This is a genomic window from Paenibacillus baekrokdamisoli (assembly GCF_003945345.1).
GTDB classification, from domain to species: Bacteria; Bacillota; Bacilli; order Paenibacillales; family Paenibacillaceae; genus Paenibacillus_Z; species Paenibacillus_Z baekrokdamisoli.
Map to the genome: position 1 here is coordinate 3,204,869 of NZ_AP019308.1, position 16,028 is coordinate 3,220,896.

The 16,028-nt window shown below is 44.5% G+C and carries 17 protein-coding genes and 1 pseudogene; 5 read left to right on the forward strand and 13 right to left on the reverse strand.

Translation table 11 applies throughout. The features are described from left to right. The first annotated feature begins 190 nt into the window (after positions 1–190). Positions 191–493, forward strand: a complete 303-nt coding sequence (locus EKN16_RS14425) for a hypothetical protein (RefSeq protein WP_125658317.1) — start codon at positions 191–193, stop codon at positions 491–493. After that, positions 483–806, forward strand: a complete 324-nt coding sequence (locus tag EKN16_RS14430; RefSeq protein ID WP_125658320.1) for a hypothetical protein — start codon at positions 483–485, stop codon at positions 804–806. Before EKN16_RS14425 ends, EKN16_RS14430 begins: the two co-directional genes overlap by 11 nt. Positions 807–877: 71 nt before the next feature. On the opposite strand, the gene EKN16_RS33475 is transcribed toward EKN16_RS14430, so the two are convergent. The 5 genes and pseudogenes from EKN16_RS33475 to EKN16_RS14450 form a co-directional block, all read right to left on the reverse strand. Next, entirely contained in the window at positions 878–1,003 is a 126-nt protein-coding gene (locus tag EKN16_RS33475) for a hypothetical protein (RefSeq protein WP_269462724.1), read from the reverse strand. 368 nt (positions 1,004–1,371) lie between these two features. Continuing rightward, complete coding sequence (locus EKN16_RS33725; RefSeq protein WP_375782079.1) at positions 1,372–1,917, reverse strand: methyl-accepting chemotaxis protein; 546 nt, start codon at positions 1,915–1,917, stop codon at positions 1,372–1,374. After that, positions 1,915–2,403, reverse strand: a pseudogene (locus tag EKN16_RS33730) (protoglobin domain-containing protein); the annotation flags it as partial. The pseudogene EKN16_RS33730 and the gene EKN16_RS33725, both read right to left, overlap by 3 nt. 108 nt (positions 2,404–2,511) lie before the next feature. Next, entirely contained in the window at positions 2,512–2,880 is a 369-nt protein-coding gene (locus EKN16_RS14445) for a LytTR family DNA-binding domain-containing protein (RefSeq protein ID WP_232016534.1), read from the reverse strand. A 227-nt stretch (positions 2,881–3,107) separates the two neighbouring features. Continuing rightward, positions 3,108–5,006, reverse strand: a complete 1,899-nt coding sequence (locus EKN16_RS14450) for a PrkA family serine protein kinase (RefSeq protein ID WP_125658329.1) — start codon at positions 5,004–5,006, stop codon at positions 3,108–3,110. 440 nt (positions 5,007–5,446) lie between these two features. On the opposite strand from EKN16_RS14450, the gene EKN16_RS14455 reads away from it, so the two are divergent. Continuing rightward, on the forward strand, positions 5,447–6,199 hold the full coding sequence (locus EKN16_RS14455; protein ID WP_125658332.1) for a DUF2161 family putative PD-(D/E)XK-type phosphodiesterase: 753 nt from the start codon (positions 5,447–5,449) through the stop codon (positions 6,197–6,199). Next, positions 6,196–6,546, forward strand: coding sequence for a Rieske (2Fe-2S) protein (locus EKN16_RS14460; RefSeq protein ID WP_125658335.1), 351 nt, complete (start codon positions 6,196–6,198; stop codon positions 6,544–6,546). The genes EKN16_RS14455 and EKN16_RS14460 overlap by 4 nt, the downstream gene beginning before the upstream one ends. A 155-nt stretch (positions 6,547–6,701) precedes the next feature. Here the strand turns inward: EKN16_RS14460 and EKN16_RS14465 are convergent, their stop codons facing one another. The 3 genes from EKN16_RS14465 to trmL all read right to left on the reverse strand — a co-directional run bounded on the left by EKN16_RS14465 (position 6,702) and on the right by trmL (position 9,276). Then, the gene (locus EKN16_RS14465; RefSeq protein ID WP_125658338.1) at positions 6,702–7,898 is read right to left on the reverse strand and encodes an aminotransferase-like domain-containing protein; all 1,197 of its coding nucleotides are present in this window, start codon (positions 7,896–7,898) and stop codon (positions 6,702–6,704) included. A 516-nt stretch (positions 7,899–8,414) separates the two neighbouring features. Then, a complete protein-coding gene (locus EKN16_RS14470; RefSeq protein WP_125658341.1) occupies positions 8,415–8,666 on the reverse strand; it encodes an AbrB/MazE/SpoVT family DNA-binding domain-containing protein in 252 nt (83 codons plus the stop codon). Positions 8,667–8,811: 145 nt separating this feature from the next. Further along, entirely contained in the window at positions 8,812–9,276 is a 465-nt protein-coding gene (trmL, locus tag EKN16_RS14475; RefSeq protein ID WP_125658344.1) for a tRNA (uridine(34)/cytosine(34)/5-carboxymethylaminomethyluridine(34)-2'-O)-methyltransferase TrmL, read from the reverse strand. Between the two features lie 262 nt (positions 9,277–9,538). On the opposite strand from trmL, the gene EKN16_RS14480 reads away from it, so the two are divergent. Further along, on the forward strand, positions 9,539–10,252 hold the full coding sequence (locus EKN16_RS14480; protein ID WP_125658347.1) for a response regulator transcription factor: 714 nt from the start codon (positions 9,539–9,541) through the stop codon (positions 10,250–10,252). Between the two features lie 106 nt (positions 10,253–10,358). On the opposite strand, the gene serC is transcribed toward EKN16_RS14480, so the two are convergent. From serC to EKN16_RS14505, 5 genes are all read right to left on the reverse strand, one after another. Beyond that, positions 10,359–11,447, reverse strand: coding sequence for a 3-phosphoserine/phosphohydroxythreonine transaminase (serC, locus tag EKN16_RS14485; RefSeq protein WP_125658350.1), 1,089 nt, complete (start codon positions 11,445–11,447; stop codon positions 10,359–10,361). A 182-nt stretch (positions 11,448–11,629) separates the two neighbouring features. Further along, complete coding sequence (gene glnA, locus EKN16_RS14490) at positions 11,630–13,054, reverse strand: type I glutamate--ammonia ligase (RefSeq protein ID WP_125658353.1); 1,425 nt, start codon at positions 13,052–13,054, stop codon at positions 11,630–11,632. Positions 13,055–13,324: 270 nt separating this feature from the next. After that, on the reverse strand, positions 13,325–14,386 hold the full coding sequence (aroF, locus tag EKN16_RS14495) for a 3-deoxy-7-phosphoheptulonate synthase (RefSeq protein WP_125658356.1): 1,062 nt from the start codon (positions 14,384–14,386) through the stop codon (positions 13,325–13,327). 139 nt (positions 14,387–14,525) lie between these two features. Beyond that, positions 14,526–15,044 carry a DUF2062 domain-containing protein gene (locus tag EKN16_RS14500; RefSeq protein ID WP_232016431.1) on the reverse strand — a complete coding sequence of 173 codons (519 nt, stop codon included), beginning with the start codon at positions 15,042–15,044 and terminating at the stop codon, positions 14,526–14,528. A gap of 23 nt (positions 15,045–15,067) precedes the next feature. After that, a complete protein-coding gene (locus EKN16_RS14505; protein WP_125658359.1) occupies positions 15,068–16,018 on the reverse strand; it encodes a 4-hydroxy-3-methylbut-2-enyl diphosphate reductase in 951 nt (316 codons plus the stop codon). Positions 16,019–16,028: the final 10 nt, after the last annotated feature.

The window sequence follows — 16,028 nt, forward strand, 5'->3', positions numbered from 1 at the left end:
TAATCGATTAATAATGCTTTTCTCCCAAAAATTCTGATAGAGGGTCCAACAATGACAACCTTGAAGTTGAAGGATTAAACAAGCATCCAAAGGCAAAGCTTCATTGCGCTAAGCTGCTTGAGACTTATCAATTCGCGTGTTAGGAGACAGCTATTGTGGTAAAATGGTTACAAAGAGGATGGTGATTCGCATGTCCCTATCAAAAGATACATTTGAACAAAGCTTAAGGAATAAATCTGTAGTTGAGCTCGAGGATCTTATACATCTGATCGAGGATCACTTCGGATATCAAGTTCAATTAACCCGAAAAGACGAAGAGTCATCTCTGTCAAACGAACAAAAGAAAAAGCTAACCTCCATTATATTCAAAGATCCTGACGTCTTCAATCAGCTTTCACAAGCGGAAAAGGACCGGCAGGAAGGCATCTCAACCTATAGCGACAGCGAGGAAGAATTCGTCCAATTTCTGGATGAGATCAAGCATGATAAGTAAACATTACAAAGTTCTCTGGTCGAGTTACGCGCGTGTTGCTCTCGCTCACATGCAGCCTTTCAAAGTGGATGCGATGAGCATATTCCGACGATCCAAATCGGTATTATCCTCTGCCCCTCATGAAAAAGCATATGGCATTTCGGATTTTCCTGGATTTGCGTTTAATGGCTATTCATGGACTCTTATTGGTAATACTATCGTGATTTACAAAGTCGATCATGCCCTGCGAGAAGTGTATGTGGATGCCTGTTATTTTGCCAATACCGGTACTGCACATCACATATTTTGGGGAATTGATCCGGATGAAGAATAAAGCCAAGAAACATACAGCGCGATCTGACTTTCTTGGTATTTTCCTGAATATTGTCGTCACGGCCGGAGATTTCAACCAGGTAAAATCATAACAAAATGAGCAGTCAACCGCATGGAAGTGCGAATGACTGCTCTTTTTTCATTTTCCGTGTTTAACCCCTCTACCTTTTTCAAATCAACAGTGACCTCAAGGCTCACCTCAAGAATGAGACGCCTGCTCGAAGTCAGCACTGCCTCCTTGCCAATCGCCTACAAAATGATACCCGCTCAAATATCGGCAAGGGACGCCGTTGGTAGTCAAAAGGGATCGTCCGCTCTAGTGGTTCGGATTGATTCTGAGCATATAAAGTGAACGTGATACCTTCTTCTAGTATTCGCTGCTGCATCGTTGTATGTCTCGCAGCGAGCTCCGGGGGCTTCATGCGGGCGAATGCTCGATGTACACCCTCATAATGAGAGCGAACAGTTAAATCTTTCTCGATCATCTCGACGTAAAACGAATGTGAATCGTAAGGATTTGACGCAATCTATGCCGTCTCTCCTCATTTTCCCATGTAAATATGTGGCTACGCTTTCAATTTCTTCAGATCATCCGCAACCTTCTCAATCGTCAGCACAAACGCTGCAAGCTCCTCCGAACGTGCCGCTTGCTCTCTTGCTTGAACAGCTGTCTGCTCCGACTCCTTGCTGACATTTGATACTTTCCGTTCAATCTCTTCCAGCCGCTCTTCGATTGTCCCCATGGCTGTTTTTGAAGATGCCGCCAGCTTACGCACTTCATTAGCTACTACCTCAAAGCCTCGGCCTTGGTCACCCGCACGTGCAGCTTCAATAGCCGCATTCAAGCCTAGTAGATGGGTCTGGTCGGAAATCCCCCGAATAAGTGTCCCTACCTCACCGATGTTATCTACATCCTCTTGCAGAGCGCTTAGAAGGCGATGGGAATTATCTTGTAATTCAGCCGTTGAAATCGCAGAATCAGCTATAGATTGCGTACTAGCTTCAAGCTCAACAATCATACCGACTAGACTCTCTACCGCTTCAGTAACCGATAACAATACATGCTGTCTCTCGTCGGCCAAGTCTTGAATATGCTCTTGTTCCTTAAGCATATAAGCTTCAAGGACAAGCTGGGAATCCAAATTAAACATCTTGGATAATGAATGAATAACTTTTGTCCACCCATGTGGTAGAACATCACGGAATATTTGGGTGGATATATCCAAATAAATCATGTATGCACCCAAATACCAGTTTGTCGTAAGCCCAATACGCGAATGAACCTTACCGATCCGAACCCGATTGTCGATGAATGGTTCATCAATTCGCCCATCAGCAAGCGACATCCAATACACACGCATCGATTCCTTCAATTGATCAATCGCACTGAACTGCTTCACAATCGCATTCAACTCCGGCTGCTGCTGAACATGAACATAGAAACGATCCACTACTTCATTAACGACACTCTGAAAGATATCGCGATGGTTGGATAGAAGCGTCAGATCTTCTTCACTTATCCCCATAAAATCTAACTGTTTCTTTCTACTCTCTGTAACATTAATCAAGCTTTCCCTCTCCCTTATGCAAAATTCCAAAGTTGGATACCTAGTAATATTATATCTTTTTGGATATCTAACACTACTATATCTTTATCGGTTAGAAGGGGCTAGTGCCTTAACTAAATGAATCTAAATCGGCAACCTTTATCCGGCTATCGCTTTGTACTCGGCAAAAGTCTCATTCGATTCACGGATAAGGTACTTCAGTTTGCTCGCGTTGGCAGCGGAGACCGTTGCCCAGAGCTTCTGCCCATCTGACAGCTCAGCATCCAAGTAAATCTTACGGTCCTCCGGATCATAGTATGTAGCTTTATTGAGATTCACGATCGCATTACGATCCACCTGTAAGTAGCCGAAGCGTTCAAATTGAGTATTCAGCTGTGAAGCCGTTTGCGGAAACCGAAACTTTCCCTGCTCTGTTACAAACTCAGGACCATTCTTCGTGGGAATGATCAAACAAATTTCATCCATAGTAATGAAGCTGGACTTTCCTTGCTCGTTAAGCATCAGCATTTTCACTCGGACATACCTCCAATGAAATAGGAACTTATGTTCTTATTTTACCATGTTGTATACGTTTATTCACTACAGTTTCCACATTTATTTTGTTAGCTTATTATGCAGCAGCTTCCTCCCCATACAAAAAGCCGCAGTGCGCACAAGCACACTACGGCCTCTAATCATTCATCATTCATCATTCATCATTCATCATTCATCATTCATCATTCATCATTCATCATTTAACGATTTAACAAACTTCCCACATACCGCAGCAGTTCATTGGCACAGACTGGGCAATAGCTGTGGTCATCGATAAGCCGCTTCGTCACCTCGTTTATCCGCTTCAGCTGTCTCTCGTCTGGCGTTTTTGTAGAGGTCGTAATCTTCACAATATCCTTCAAATCGGTGAACAGCTTTTTCTCAATTGCTTCCCGAAGCCGATCATGACTGTAGTAATCAAACTTCTTCCCTTTGCGCGAATAGGAGGAGATACGGATGAGAATCTCTTCACGGAATGCTTTCTTGGCATTCTCGGATACGCCGATCTGCTCCTCAATGGAACGCATGAGGCGCTCATCCGGATCCATTTCCTCGCCCGTTAACGGATCTTTGATTTTGGACCAATTACAATACGATTCAATATTATCGAGATAATTCTCGAACAATGTCTTGGCAGATTCCTCATAGGAATAGACAAACGCCTTTTGAATCTCCTTTTTGGCTAGGTTGTCGTATTCTTTTCTAGCGATAGAGATGAAATTCAAATACCGTTCCCGTTCCTCCTTCGTAATGGAAGGATGCTGATCGAGTCCTTCTTTGAGCGCCCGCAGGACATCAAGCGCATTAATACACTGCACATCATGCTTGATAAGCGCACTGGATATGCGGTTAATGACATAACGTGGGTCAATGCCCGACATGCCCTCTTCGATGAACTCATTTTGCATTTCTTTCAGATCGGCTTCTTTATAGCCTTCGATTTCTTCTCCATCGTACATGCGCATTTTCTTAACCAAATCCATGCCTTGCTTCTTTGTTTCTTTAAGACGGGTAAGTATAGAGAAGATTGCAGCCGCACGCAGCGTATGAGGCGCAATATGAATATGCTTCATATCACTTTGATCGATCAGCTTCTTATAGATCTTCTCTTCCTCAGACACCTTCAGATTATAAGGAATCGGCATAACAATCATCCGGGATTGAAGCGCCTCGTTCTTCTTGTTGGCAATAAACGATTTGTACTCCGTTTCATTCGTGTGCGCGATGATGAGCTCATCCGCTGAGATCAAGGCGAATCTGCCGGCCTTGAAATTCCCTTCCTGCGTTAAGGAAAGCAAGTTCCACAGAAATTTCTCATCGCACTTGAGCATCTCCTGGAACTCCATCAACCCACGATTGGCTTTATTGAGTTCCCCATCAAATCGATAGGCACGCGGATCCGATTCCGAGCCGAACTCCGTAATGGTAGAGAAATCAATACTGCCTGTAAGATCGGCAATATCTTGAGATTTGGGATCGGACGGACTGAAAGTACCTATACCGATACGGTTCTCCTCCGAAATGAATACCCGCTCCACCATGACATTCTCTATATCGCCCCCAAATTCCGTTCTAAGGCGCATTTGACAGGAAGGACATAGATTACCTTCTATTCTCACGCCAAGCTCACGCTCAACCTCTGGGCGCAGCTCATGGGGAATAAGATGCAGTGGATCCTCATGCATGGGGCATCCCTTTACCGCGTATACCGCGCCACGTTCTGTCCGAGAGAATTTCTCCAGTCCTTTCTTGAGCATGGTTACAATGGTAGACTTCCCACCGCTAACTGGCCCCATTAGAAGTAAGATCCGTTTACGTACATCCAGCCGACGCGCTGCCGAATGAAAATATTCCTCCACCAAATTCTCAACCGCACGGTCCAGGCCGAATATCTCTTGCTCAAAAAATTTGTACTTCTTCTTTGAGCCACCATCTTCTACAACCCCAAACGATTCAATCATCTCATAGACACGAGCATGTGCTGTCATGGCAGGAGTTGGATCCTGCTTAAGCAACTCGAGGTATTCCTTAAACGTCCCCGTCCACGCGAGCTTCTCGCTTTCCGCTTTGTACGCTGATATCCGTTTTAAAATATCCATGCCGTACCTCCTCTCGTCCACTCAGATGCTGCCTGCTACTCTTTTCGGGTGCGGGTCACCATTTATCAGTACTAAAGCTGCCCGGCTTTTTTGTTGAAGTAATACAATCCTATGCACTTGCGTAAGGGAAGTTGCCCTATATTTTTAATGACATTCCGTCATAATTCGCGCTTCTTATCCCTGAGAGTCAGAATTCGATACTAGAAGGTAAGTAGGTTTCTACTAAAAACAATAGCTCGATTCGTCTTTTCCCCACATTGTACGCAAGCGATTACAGAACCATCGTATCCAAATCGTTTGTCGAAGCGAGCTGGATTCGACAAGAATCCCGACAATATGACAGTCTACTGAATCTGCTCATAGATTTACAGCGTCTACGGCTCAACAGCTGCTTATAATGTGATATAATCTGGGGCAGACACTGGAAAGGGGCGCTTCTTATGGCCGTCAGCCATGAAACGGAATTGTACAAGCCCATTAAAGCTTACTTCGAGGCACAAGGCTATGAAGTAAAAAGTGAAATTATGCACTGTGACTTAGTAGCCATCCATCCTCAAAGCGGCGCGACGATTCTCGTTGAAATGAAAAAAACATTCAATCTTGCCTTACTGCTGCAAGGCATTGAACGACTGCGTCTTGGCGGAGACGTCATATTAGCTATCGAACGCAATCGCAAGAAGAACGGCGCGCACAATCAGCGATTCGGCGACCTAACGGAATTATGCCGAATGTTGGGCATCGGGTTGATGACCGTCACCTTCTTCAAAACGAAAGCTCCCGTGCTTGATATCCTCTGTGAGCCTGGAGATCCCCCTGTGCGAGGGCAGCGCCGGCTGCGTCAAACCCGGCTGCTTAATGAATTCCGCGAACGCAGCGGGGACTATAACACAGGTGGCAGCACTGGACGCAAGCTTATGACTGCTTTTCGGGAGAAGGCGTTACGAGTCGCCTGGGCTCTTCATGAGCACGGTCAGCTGCCTCCACGCAAAGCCGCAGAGCTTACTCAGGTTGTGAAAGCCAGCCACATTCTTCAGAAGGACTACTACGGTTGGTTTGAACGGGTTGAGCGCGGCGTGTATCGTCTCAAACCAGATGGCACAGCCGCCGTTATCGAGCACAGGAAAATTATCGAGGTCTGGCTTAAAGGAAAAGAACCACAACCCACACACAATAGAGAGGATGTTAATGAATGAGTCAGCTATCTGATTTGGCATACAATGGAGAATATCGCTTGATTGGCAGGGTGGAGGATTATCCTCTATTACCTGCTGCTGTAACGGTAGACAATGATCCCTTCTTTATCGTTCATGCCAATGTACGTGCTAAAGACGAACCGCCCCTCTACAAGCTTGTATCTGCTATTTGTCCACATGCAGGCGGTACTGTTCGTCCACTCGAAGGTGAACTCATTTGTCCACTTCACTATTGGTCATTCGATGCATCGACAGGCGCTTCAACTAATGTCCCAGGCGAACAGCTTGCATGTTCACCCTTAGTGGTACACGAAGGACAATTTGCCTTGCAAAATATAGGTAAATGAAAGACAGACAAAGGCCCATATTCCTGAGGAATATGGGCCTTTGTCTGTTCGTTTAGGTACACTAACTTTAGTCATAACAACATTAAGCAAACTAACTTTAGTTAGTTTCACCTAGCAATGTATAATTGCAGGTTGACCAATTAAATTTATAAATATTAGCAGCGTGCAAGAAATTCATTGAGCGCTTCCGCGAACCCTTTAATGCCAAGTGCCATTCGCTCACCCTGCGTATAGGTGAAATTCAATCGTGCAGTATTCCGCTGCGGCTCCTCCGCATAGAAGGCTGCACCTGGAACAAAAGCGACATTTTTTGTAACTGCACAGCGCAGAAGCGCTTCCGCATCCAGACCTTCCGGAAGCTCGACCCACAGGAACATCCCTCCCTTAGGCTCCACCCACGTTACATCGCGCAGATTCTGCTGACACAGCAGCGCCTGCATATGCTGCATTCGCTCCCCATAAGCATCAGCGATTGTACGGATATGTGCATCCAGTGCGAAATGCTCCAATAGGTGGCTTAGTGTCTGCTGATCTAAAGAACTGGAGTGTAAATCTGCGGCTTGCTTCGCTTTTGCCATCATTTGAATGACTTTTTGATTACCCATTGCCCAGCCTGTACGGAGTGCAGGGGCAACAGTCTTCGAGAAGGTGCTTGTATATAAGACACAGCCGCCCTCTGAATTCCCCTCTAAAGAGTACAGGGTTGGGTAAATAGCTGTCGCATCAAATTTAATATCTCCATAAGGATCATCCTCAAGAATAGCAACTCCATGCTGGTGACAAATCTCAAGTAAGCCTAAACGGCGTTCCAAGCTCCACACTCGTCCGGTTGGATTACCGAATGTAGGTACAACATAAACGAGTCTTGGTTGATGCTGCTTCATAAGCCGCTGCAAGTCTTCCATAATCATCCCATCTTTATCACTAGCAACAGGAATAACACGAAGACCACTTAGATTAAATACTTGCAAGCTCGCCAGATAAGTTGGATTTTCGACTAACACCACATCACCCGGCTCCAATAGCACCCGAGCAATGAGATCTATGGCCTGCTGCGATCCTGTTGTGATTATCATTTGCTCAGGCTGAATATTCATTCCCTTTTGCAGCATTCGTTTACAAATTTGTTCACGAAGTGGCAGATAACCCTCTGTAAGTCCATACTGCAGCGAACCATTACCGGTCGTAAATACGCGATCTGCCGCTTCCCGAATGGCTTCAAGCGGGAAAAGTTCCTCGGCCGGCAGACCTCCCGCAAACGAAATCATTTCCTTTCCTTGCGTTAGCTTCAAAATATCCCGAACCGCAGATGACTGCAGCCGCTCCACATTTCTCGAAAACCGATAATCCACGTTTATTCGCCTCCTTAGTTCCTTATTCTATATTTTACGCATCATTCCGTAATTGGGCAACTGAACGACAAGTATTGACTGCTTCGTTGAGTATTGACAAGTTTTGTTCACAACTTTGAAGATTTTCTTTTCACTCAACTTTGGGTATAATAAAGTACGTATATGAGGAGGTGTCCAGAATGACGATTAATTTTCTTATTGTCACGACTGTATTTGTGTTATTCTTGGTAGCCATGCTTACAGCGTCATATAATGACGACAAGACTAAAGGCATTTAAATGAAAACAAGAAGAAACTTGCTTCACCGTCCTTGGCGGTAAAGCAAGTTTCTTCCCTCTGAAATATAAGCAAAGTATGGAGAAAACATATACTTTCTTATATTTTAAAAAAGAAGCTTCGGTAATTGAACTAGTTCAATGCTTGAAGCTTCTTTTTTATTGGCCTCAAGTAAACGACCGGACCCTTAGAAGGGTGCCGCTCGGTTCACTTGGGGCTTATTGTCTTTGGCATATGAACTTAGGTGTGACGAAGCCCATTCATCTCAGTGATACAAACTCCACATAAGGAACGATCTTTAAATTCCCGTACTTCTTCCATTGATCCACAAAATACGCAGCGAGGACGATAACGCTCCAAAATAATATGGTCACCCTGGACTAAAATCTCCACAGGATCGCCTTCGTTCATTTGATATCTTTTACGCAGCGACTTAGGCAGCACAATACGCCCCAATTGATCGACTTTGCGCACAACACCAGCTGGTTTCATACGATTTCACCTTCTCTACAGTCTGAATTTGTAAGCAATCATAGTATCTTTTGCACCCTATAAGGTTCGAGAAAAGAGGTCATATTCCTTCTCCGCATTATATTTACTTAATATTCTGCAAGAAAAGGTCGATAAAGCTACTTCTTTATTCCATTCCTGCAAAATCCATCTGCCGCAAGGCCTCAAATACGACAATCGCAGCGGAGTTCGACAGATTCAGTGACCGCACCTTGTCCGTCATCGGAATACGCATGCAAGTATCAGCATGTGCTTCCAAGATTGACTCCGGCAGACCCTTGGTTTCCTTCCCAAATACAAAGAAGTCCCCATCTCTAAACTCATAATCGGTATATCGTTTTGATACTTTCGTACTCGCACAAAAATAGCGCTGATCTGGATACTTCTCCTGCAGCTCTTGAAAAGAATCATAATAATGCACATTAACGGCGTACCAATAATCTAAGCCCGCCCGCTTAAGCGTTCTATCATCCGTATCAAAGCCTAACGGTCGCACCAAATGAAGATGAGTTCCAGTCGCCGCGCATGTACGCGCAATATTTCCCGTATTCGCCGGAATCTCCGGTTCAACCAACACAATATGCAAAGGCATGCTTTCAACTCCTAAAAGTTATTACGAAACGTCCTGATTTACTTCCTGCGAGAAAAAACTACTTCGAAAGCATACGCTTAAGTTTTTACGAAACGTCCTGAATTACTTCCTGCGAGAAAAAACTACTTCGAAAGCTTACGCTTTTATCAAAATTCATACATTTCCTTAATAATTTAACATAGGTTTAACGATCCCTTAATCTTTAGACAAATGTACACTGCCATAATGACAATAGAATCGTAAAAAAAGGAGAACATGAACGATGAAGAAGAAAATATTAATCGTCGATGACGAGCCTTCCATCTCCATGTTAATAGAGTTCAATTTAAAATTAGCCGGATATGAAGTGCGCTGCGTGCAGGATGGCGAAGCCGTATTCGATATGTTAAAGCCATTCAGACCTGATCTCATTGTTCTAGATCTCATGCTTCCCAAGATGGATGGCATTCAAGTATGCCGCGAGCTGCGCAAACAGAACAATGCAGTACCAATTATTATGCTGACTGCGCTGCAGGATGTAACCGATAGGATTGCCGGCCTTGATAATGGTGCTGATGACTACATGACCAAGCCCTTCTCACCGCAAGAGCTTCTTTCCCGGATACAAGCCATATTTCGCAGAACGCAATCTCTACCAGGATCGAGTGAAACAGTTGTCCACGATATTGGCCGGTTGTCCGTTCTAACCGAGGAGCGTGAGGTTCAAGTTGAAGGCAAGCCTGTTGAATTAACGCCAAAAGAATTCGAGCTGCTGCTTTTCTTATGCCGTCACCGCGGCAAGGTACTCAGTCGCCAGCAGCTATTGCATGGCGTATGGGACTATCATTTCCTTGGCGACACTCGAATCGTTGACGTTCATATTAGTCACTTACGTGATAAAATCGAGAAAAACGCCCGCACACCTGAGTATATTATGACCGTTCGTAATGTTGGTTATAAACTTACTGGTCCCAATAGCGTCGAATCTTTAGCCTAATGATATCTTCGATCTAGCCTTTATGCAGAAGACCGCCGTCCTTCATATACCCTGAAGGACGGCGGTCTTTAATTTACAGCGAAGAATCACGACCAATAATCGCTTATTAACCGTTACGCTTCTGGAAATCCTGCATGAATTCAGCAAGCGCCTTACAGCTTTCAAGCGTAACCGCATTATATGTTGATGCACGTAAACCGCCAACACTGCGATGACCCTTTAGACCGATGAATCCGTGCTGCTCCGATTCCTTAGCGAACTGATTCTCGAGCTCTTCAGTTTGAATACGGAACGTAATATTCATGAGCGAACGGCTTGAAGGATCAGCAAACCCGCGATAGAAGCCGCCACTTTGATCGATCGTATCATAAATTAGTTTGGTTTTGTCACGGTTATATTGCTCAGTAGCCGCAACACCGCCTCTTTCTTGTACCCATTTAAGCATCAAGCCCATCAGATAGACGGAGAAAGATGGCGGTGTATTATAGAGTGAATTATTACTAGCATGCGTATCATATCGAAGCATAGTAGCAATGGATTTCGGACTTTGCTCGATTAAGTCTTCACGAACAATTACGACAGTAACACCAGAAGGACCAAGGTTCTTCTGCGCACCTGCATAAATCATACCGAACTTGCTAACATCTACAGGCCGGCTAAGAATATCGCTGGACATATCTGCAATCAGCGTTACATCGCCAGTCTCAGGGAATGCGGAGTATTGCGTCCCCTCGATCGTTTCATTAGAAGTCACATGTAAGTAGGCCGCGTTATCTGGAATTTGAAGGTCACTTAAATCAGGTATACGGTTGAATTTATCAGCAGCCGAGGAAGCAGCTACTGCTGTTTGTCCAAACAATTTCGCTTCTTTAATCGCTTTATCCGCCCAGCTTCCAGTCATGACAAAGGCAGCGACCTTATCGGGTGTTAGGAGATTCATTGGGATCATGGCAAACTGTGTACTCGCTCCGCCTTGTAGAAAAAGCACTTTATAATTGCTCGGAATTCCGAACAATTCACGCAGTAAGGCTTGTGCATCATTATGCACCTGTTCATAGATTGCACTGCGATGTGACATTTCCATGATAGACATACCTGCACCAGCGAAATCAACAAATTCCTCTTGTGCTTGCTTTAATACTTCAAGCGGCAATGCCGCAGGTCCAGCATTAAAATTATAAGCGCGTTTTGTCACTATTCCTCACTCCAGTCTCTTTCTTTTATATCGTTTATGATAGCAAGTTTGAGGGCTTGCATCAAGTGCAAAAGTCGAACGTAACCGCCTTCACCCAAAGAAAACATTCGGATTTAACAGAAACGTAAAAACAAGCCTCCCAATTGGGAGACTTGTCGAAAAAACATATGATTCCGTGAATATTAGCAATCGAAGTATAGGCTGAACTCGTGCGGATGAACGCGAATCGCAACAGCTTTTGCTTCAGAGCGTTTCAAAGCAACATAGTTGTCGATGAAGTCCTTCGTGAACACGCCACTTTCAGTCAAGAACTCGGAATCTGCTTCCAAAGCGTCAAGCGCTTCGTCCAGCGAACCTGGTACAGAACGGATTTCTTTCTTGTCTTCTTCAGGAAGCTCGTAGATGTTTTTATCAAAAGGACCATATCCAAGTGCAACTGGATCAAGTTTACGTTTGATACCATCAAGACCTGCAAGAAGCATCGCTGCGAATGAAAGGTAAGGGTTAGCTGTGGAGTCCGGTGTACGGAACTCGATGCGACAGCCTTTCGGTGTTACAGCAGCAACCGGAATACGGATTGCAGCGGAACGGTTACCTTTGGAGAATACCAGGTTGACCGGTGCTTCGTAACCAGGCACGAGACGTTTGAACGAGTTCGTGGACGGGTTAGTCAAAGCGATCAAAGCTGGAGCATGGTGAAGGATACCACCGATGTAATGCATAGCCATTTGGCTTAGATTAGCATAAGCACCTTTCTCGTAGAACAAAGGTGAATCGCCGTCAAAGATCGAGGAGTGAACGTGCATACCGCTACCATTGTCGCCGAAAAGCGGCTTAGGCATGAATGTAGCAACTTTACCCCATTGACGAGCAACGTTATTGATGATGTATTTGTATTTCATAAGGTTGTCAGCTGTTTTAGTTAGTGTATCAAAACGGAAGTTGATTTCAGCTTGACCCGCTGTAGCAACCTCGTGGTGATGACGTTCAACGCGAAGGCCGGATTCTTGCATAAGACGAACCATTTCGCTGCGGATATCTTGTTGGGAATCAACAGGAGCAACCGGAACATAACCGCCTTTTACAGGGATTTTGAAACCAAGGTTACCGCCTTCTTCTTGTTTAGCAGAGTTCCAGCCAGCTTCAGCGGAATCAACAGAGTAGAAAGAAGTGTTCATTTTGCTTTCAAAACGAACATCATCAAAGATGAAAAATTCGGATTCAGGAGCAAAGTATGCAGTAGTACCTACGCCGGATTTCTTAAGAAACTCTTCGGCTTTTTGAGCGATGCCACGTGGGTCACGCTCATAACGCTCGCCATCAGGCGTATGAATGTTACACATAATGTTTAATGTTGGGTGATCTGTGAAAGCATCGATGAATACGGATTCTGTGTCCGGCATCATTACCATATCGGACTCTTCAATACCGCGGAAGCCTGCAATCGATGAACCATCAAAAGCTACACCATTCACAAAAGTATCAGCGTCTACCTCTGTGGAAGGAAGTGTGATATGGTGCGCATGGCCAATAAGATCCACAAAGCGGAAATCGACAAACATGATGTTGTTTTCTTGAATCGTGTTCAAAACATTTTGAACTGACATTAGGTATTTCCTCCATTTCCGAACATTAGCGATGTGTTGAACAGTTATTGTTCAAGTTTTTGCACTAAACTTATGACGTAATTATAGAATTTAGCTTCATCCTTCGTCAATACTTATGTAAGGTATTTTTTAAACGGTTGTTAGGTTACTTCACATAATTGTTAAAATGCAATGTTCTTCCATGGATTATAGAAAAAAGAAGCTATCTGCTCTCGTGTTTCGAGTTAGCAGAAGCTTCCAATTATAGATCCAATATGTGTAACCTTTAGTTTATTTTATCCAATCTGTGAAGTATTCTGCCGTCTCTTTAGGTGTGTCGAATCGCCGTCCTACAAGCTTTCCGAGCTGTTCAAGCTCCTTCAGAAGGTTCGCAAATTGATCCGGGAAAAGCGACTGAACGCCATCACCTGTCATTGAATTATCAGGGTCGGTATGCATCTCAATAATAAGTCCATTCGCTCCAGCAGCCACAGATGCTTTGGACATGGGCTCGACCAGCTCACGACGTCCTGTACCATGACTTGGATCAGAGATAACCGGAAGATGACTAAGGGACTGAAGAACTGGAATAGCCGCCAAATCTAGCGTATTCCGTGTGTAGGTTTCAAATGTTCGGATTCCACGTTCACAAAGCATAACGTTCGGATTTCCGCCTGCTAGAATATATTCCGCTGCATTTAAGAATTCATCATAAGTTGCACTGAATCCACGTTTGAGAAGAACGGGTGTCTGGATTGTTCCGAGTTTACGTAGCAGGTCAAAGTTCTGCATATTGCGAGTGCCCACCTGGAGGATATCCGCATATTCAGCACAAACGTCAACATATTCTGGCGTCATGACCTCTGTAATCGTAAGAAGTCCGTGCTTTTTACCCGCTTCCGCCATCATCGCAAGCCCTTCTACGCCAATACCTTGAAAGCTGTAAGGACCTGTCCGCGGCTTAAAGGCTCCTCCTCGAAGCACCTGACCTCCTGCTGCCTTAACAAGCCTTGCGATTTCATCGATCTGCTCTGGCGTTTCCACCGCGCATGGACCACCCATAACAACTAGATGCTCTCCGCCCATTTTGACACCTTTTATTTCAATGACCGTATCATCCGGATGGAAATCACGGCTAGCTAGCTTGTAGGATTTCGATATTTTGATAACATTCTCGACGCCTTTCATTTGACGCAAATGTTCAGCGAGCGTTGGCTCAGCCTTGCCAATAATACCGATAACGGTGCGATCTGTACCTCTAGAAACATGAGCTTGAACGCCCGATTGCTCAATAAGCTGAACAATTTCTCCAATTCTCTCTTCTGTAACCTTACTGTTCGTAATAACGATCATATAAGAACAACTCCCTTTTTAGTTTATTACTTCGACGCGTGTTCGCTTCTATGCTTCGTAGCTTTTATGCTTCTACGCTTTTAATCACTAAAGTAAATATATATTAAAAAACCGATCTCGTCAAGAGACCGGTTTAATCTTATTCCACAATGGACTTCGCTTCCACATCAACTTCCCCTATACGACGAAGCTTCCGCTTTTCTTTACGTTTGTTAGCAACATACTGAATCATTAATTTAACTGGGAAATAGAAGAGCGCTCCTAAAATAAAACCGACAACAATACCGCCAATAATCAATCTAAGATTCATAAGTAGAATATGGTCGAGCCAATGAGGTGCGAGCGGTACATGGAACTTCATTCTATGGGGCAGAAACATTGCACCAACTCTGCTATTTATGAAGGCCACTGGGATATAGATAATTTTGCCCACTACAAAACCGATAAGCGCACCAGCAAGACTAGCGCGAAGCCAGTAGATTAGAGGGAAGATTAGAAAGAATGCCAAACCATAAGTAGGTAAAGTAAACATTTCTACGAATATGCCGATGCCAAAACCAAGGGCAACAAACGATGCTCCACCTGGCGCTCTCATCAGCTGAGTATACTTATACTTCATCCAGCGTTTTATTGAGCGCGGTTTTCTTGGAGTACTCATATTCAGTTGCGCTCCTTTCTCAATCAAACCGTTGATTTCACACGAATTGTAGGCAGCAGCTTATTCATGTTGACCGTACGCTGCACTTCCCATGTCGCAGGATCAGCATCATCGAATTGCTCCAAGTAAGTGACAACTTCCTTGGTAAGCGGTGTTGGCGTTGAAGCTCCTGATGTAACCGCGACACGCTTCTTACCCTTCAACCACTCCAGTTGAATCTCAGACACATCTGATACCCGATAAGCCTTAACACCCGCAATTTCCTCTGAGACTTGTGCAAGTCTATTGGAATTGTTACTCCTCGGATCTCCAACTACGATGCATAGCTCCGCTTCCCCGGCCTGCTCTGCTACCGCTTCTTGTCGAACCTGTGTGGCCAAACAAATCTCGTTATGAATTTCAGCATTCGGGAACGCTGCAATCAATCTGCTTATTAAATGTTTAATATCCCATTGGGACATTGTGGTTTGATTGGTTATAATAATCCGGTCTGATTGCAAGTTCAGAAGACTGATCTCTTCTTCCTTCTCAATCAAGTGAACATGCTCGGGAGCAATTCCAATGGCACCCTCCGGTTCAGGATGTCCTTTCTTCCCGATATAAATAACCTCGTAGCCATCATTTACTTTATCGCGAATCAGAACATGTGTCTTCGTTACGTCAGGACAGGTTGCATCAACAATCGTTAGTCCCCTGTCACGTGCACGAACGCGAACCTCTGGTGAGACCCCATGCGCCGTGAAAATGACTGTTCCGCTATCGATTTGTTCTAATATTTCAAGGCGATTATCACCATCGAGCGTAATAATGCCTTCCTGCTTGAACGCTTCCGTCACATGACTGTTATGAACAATCATACCCAATATATATATGGGACGTGGGAGATCCAGGTTCTTTGCTGTTTGTAGAGCAAGAACCATGGCATCTACGACACCATAACAATAACCGCGCGGTGATATTTTTACGATTTCCATCCTGCACCTG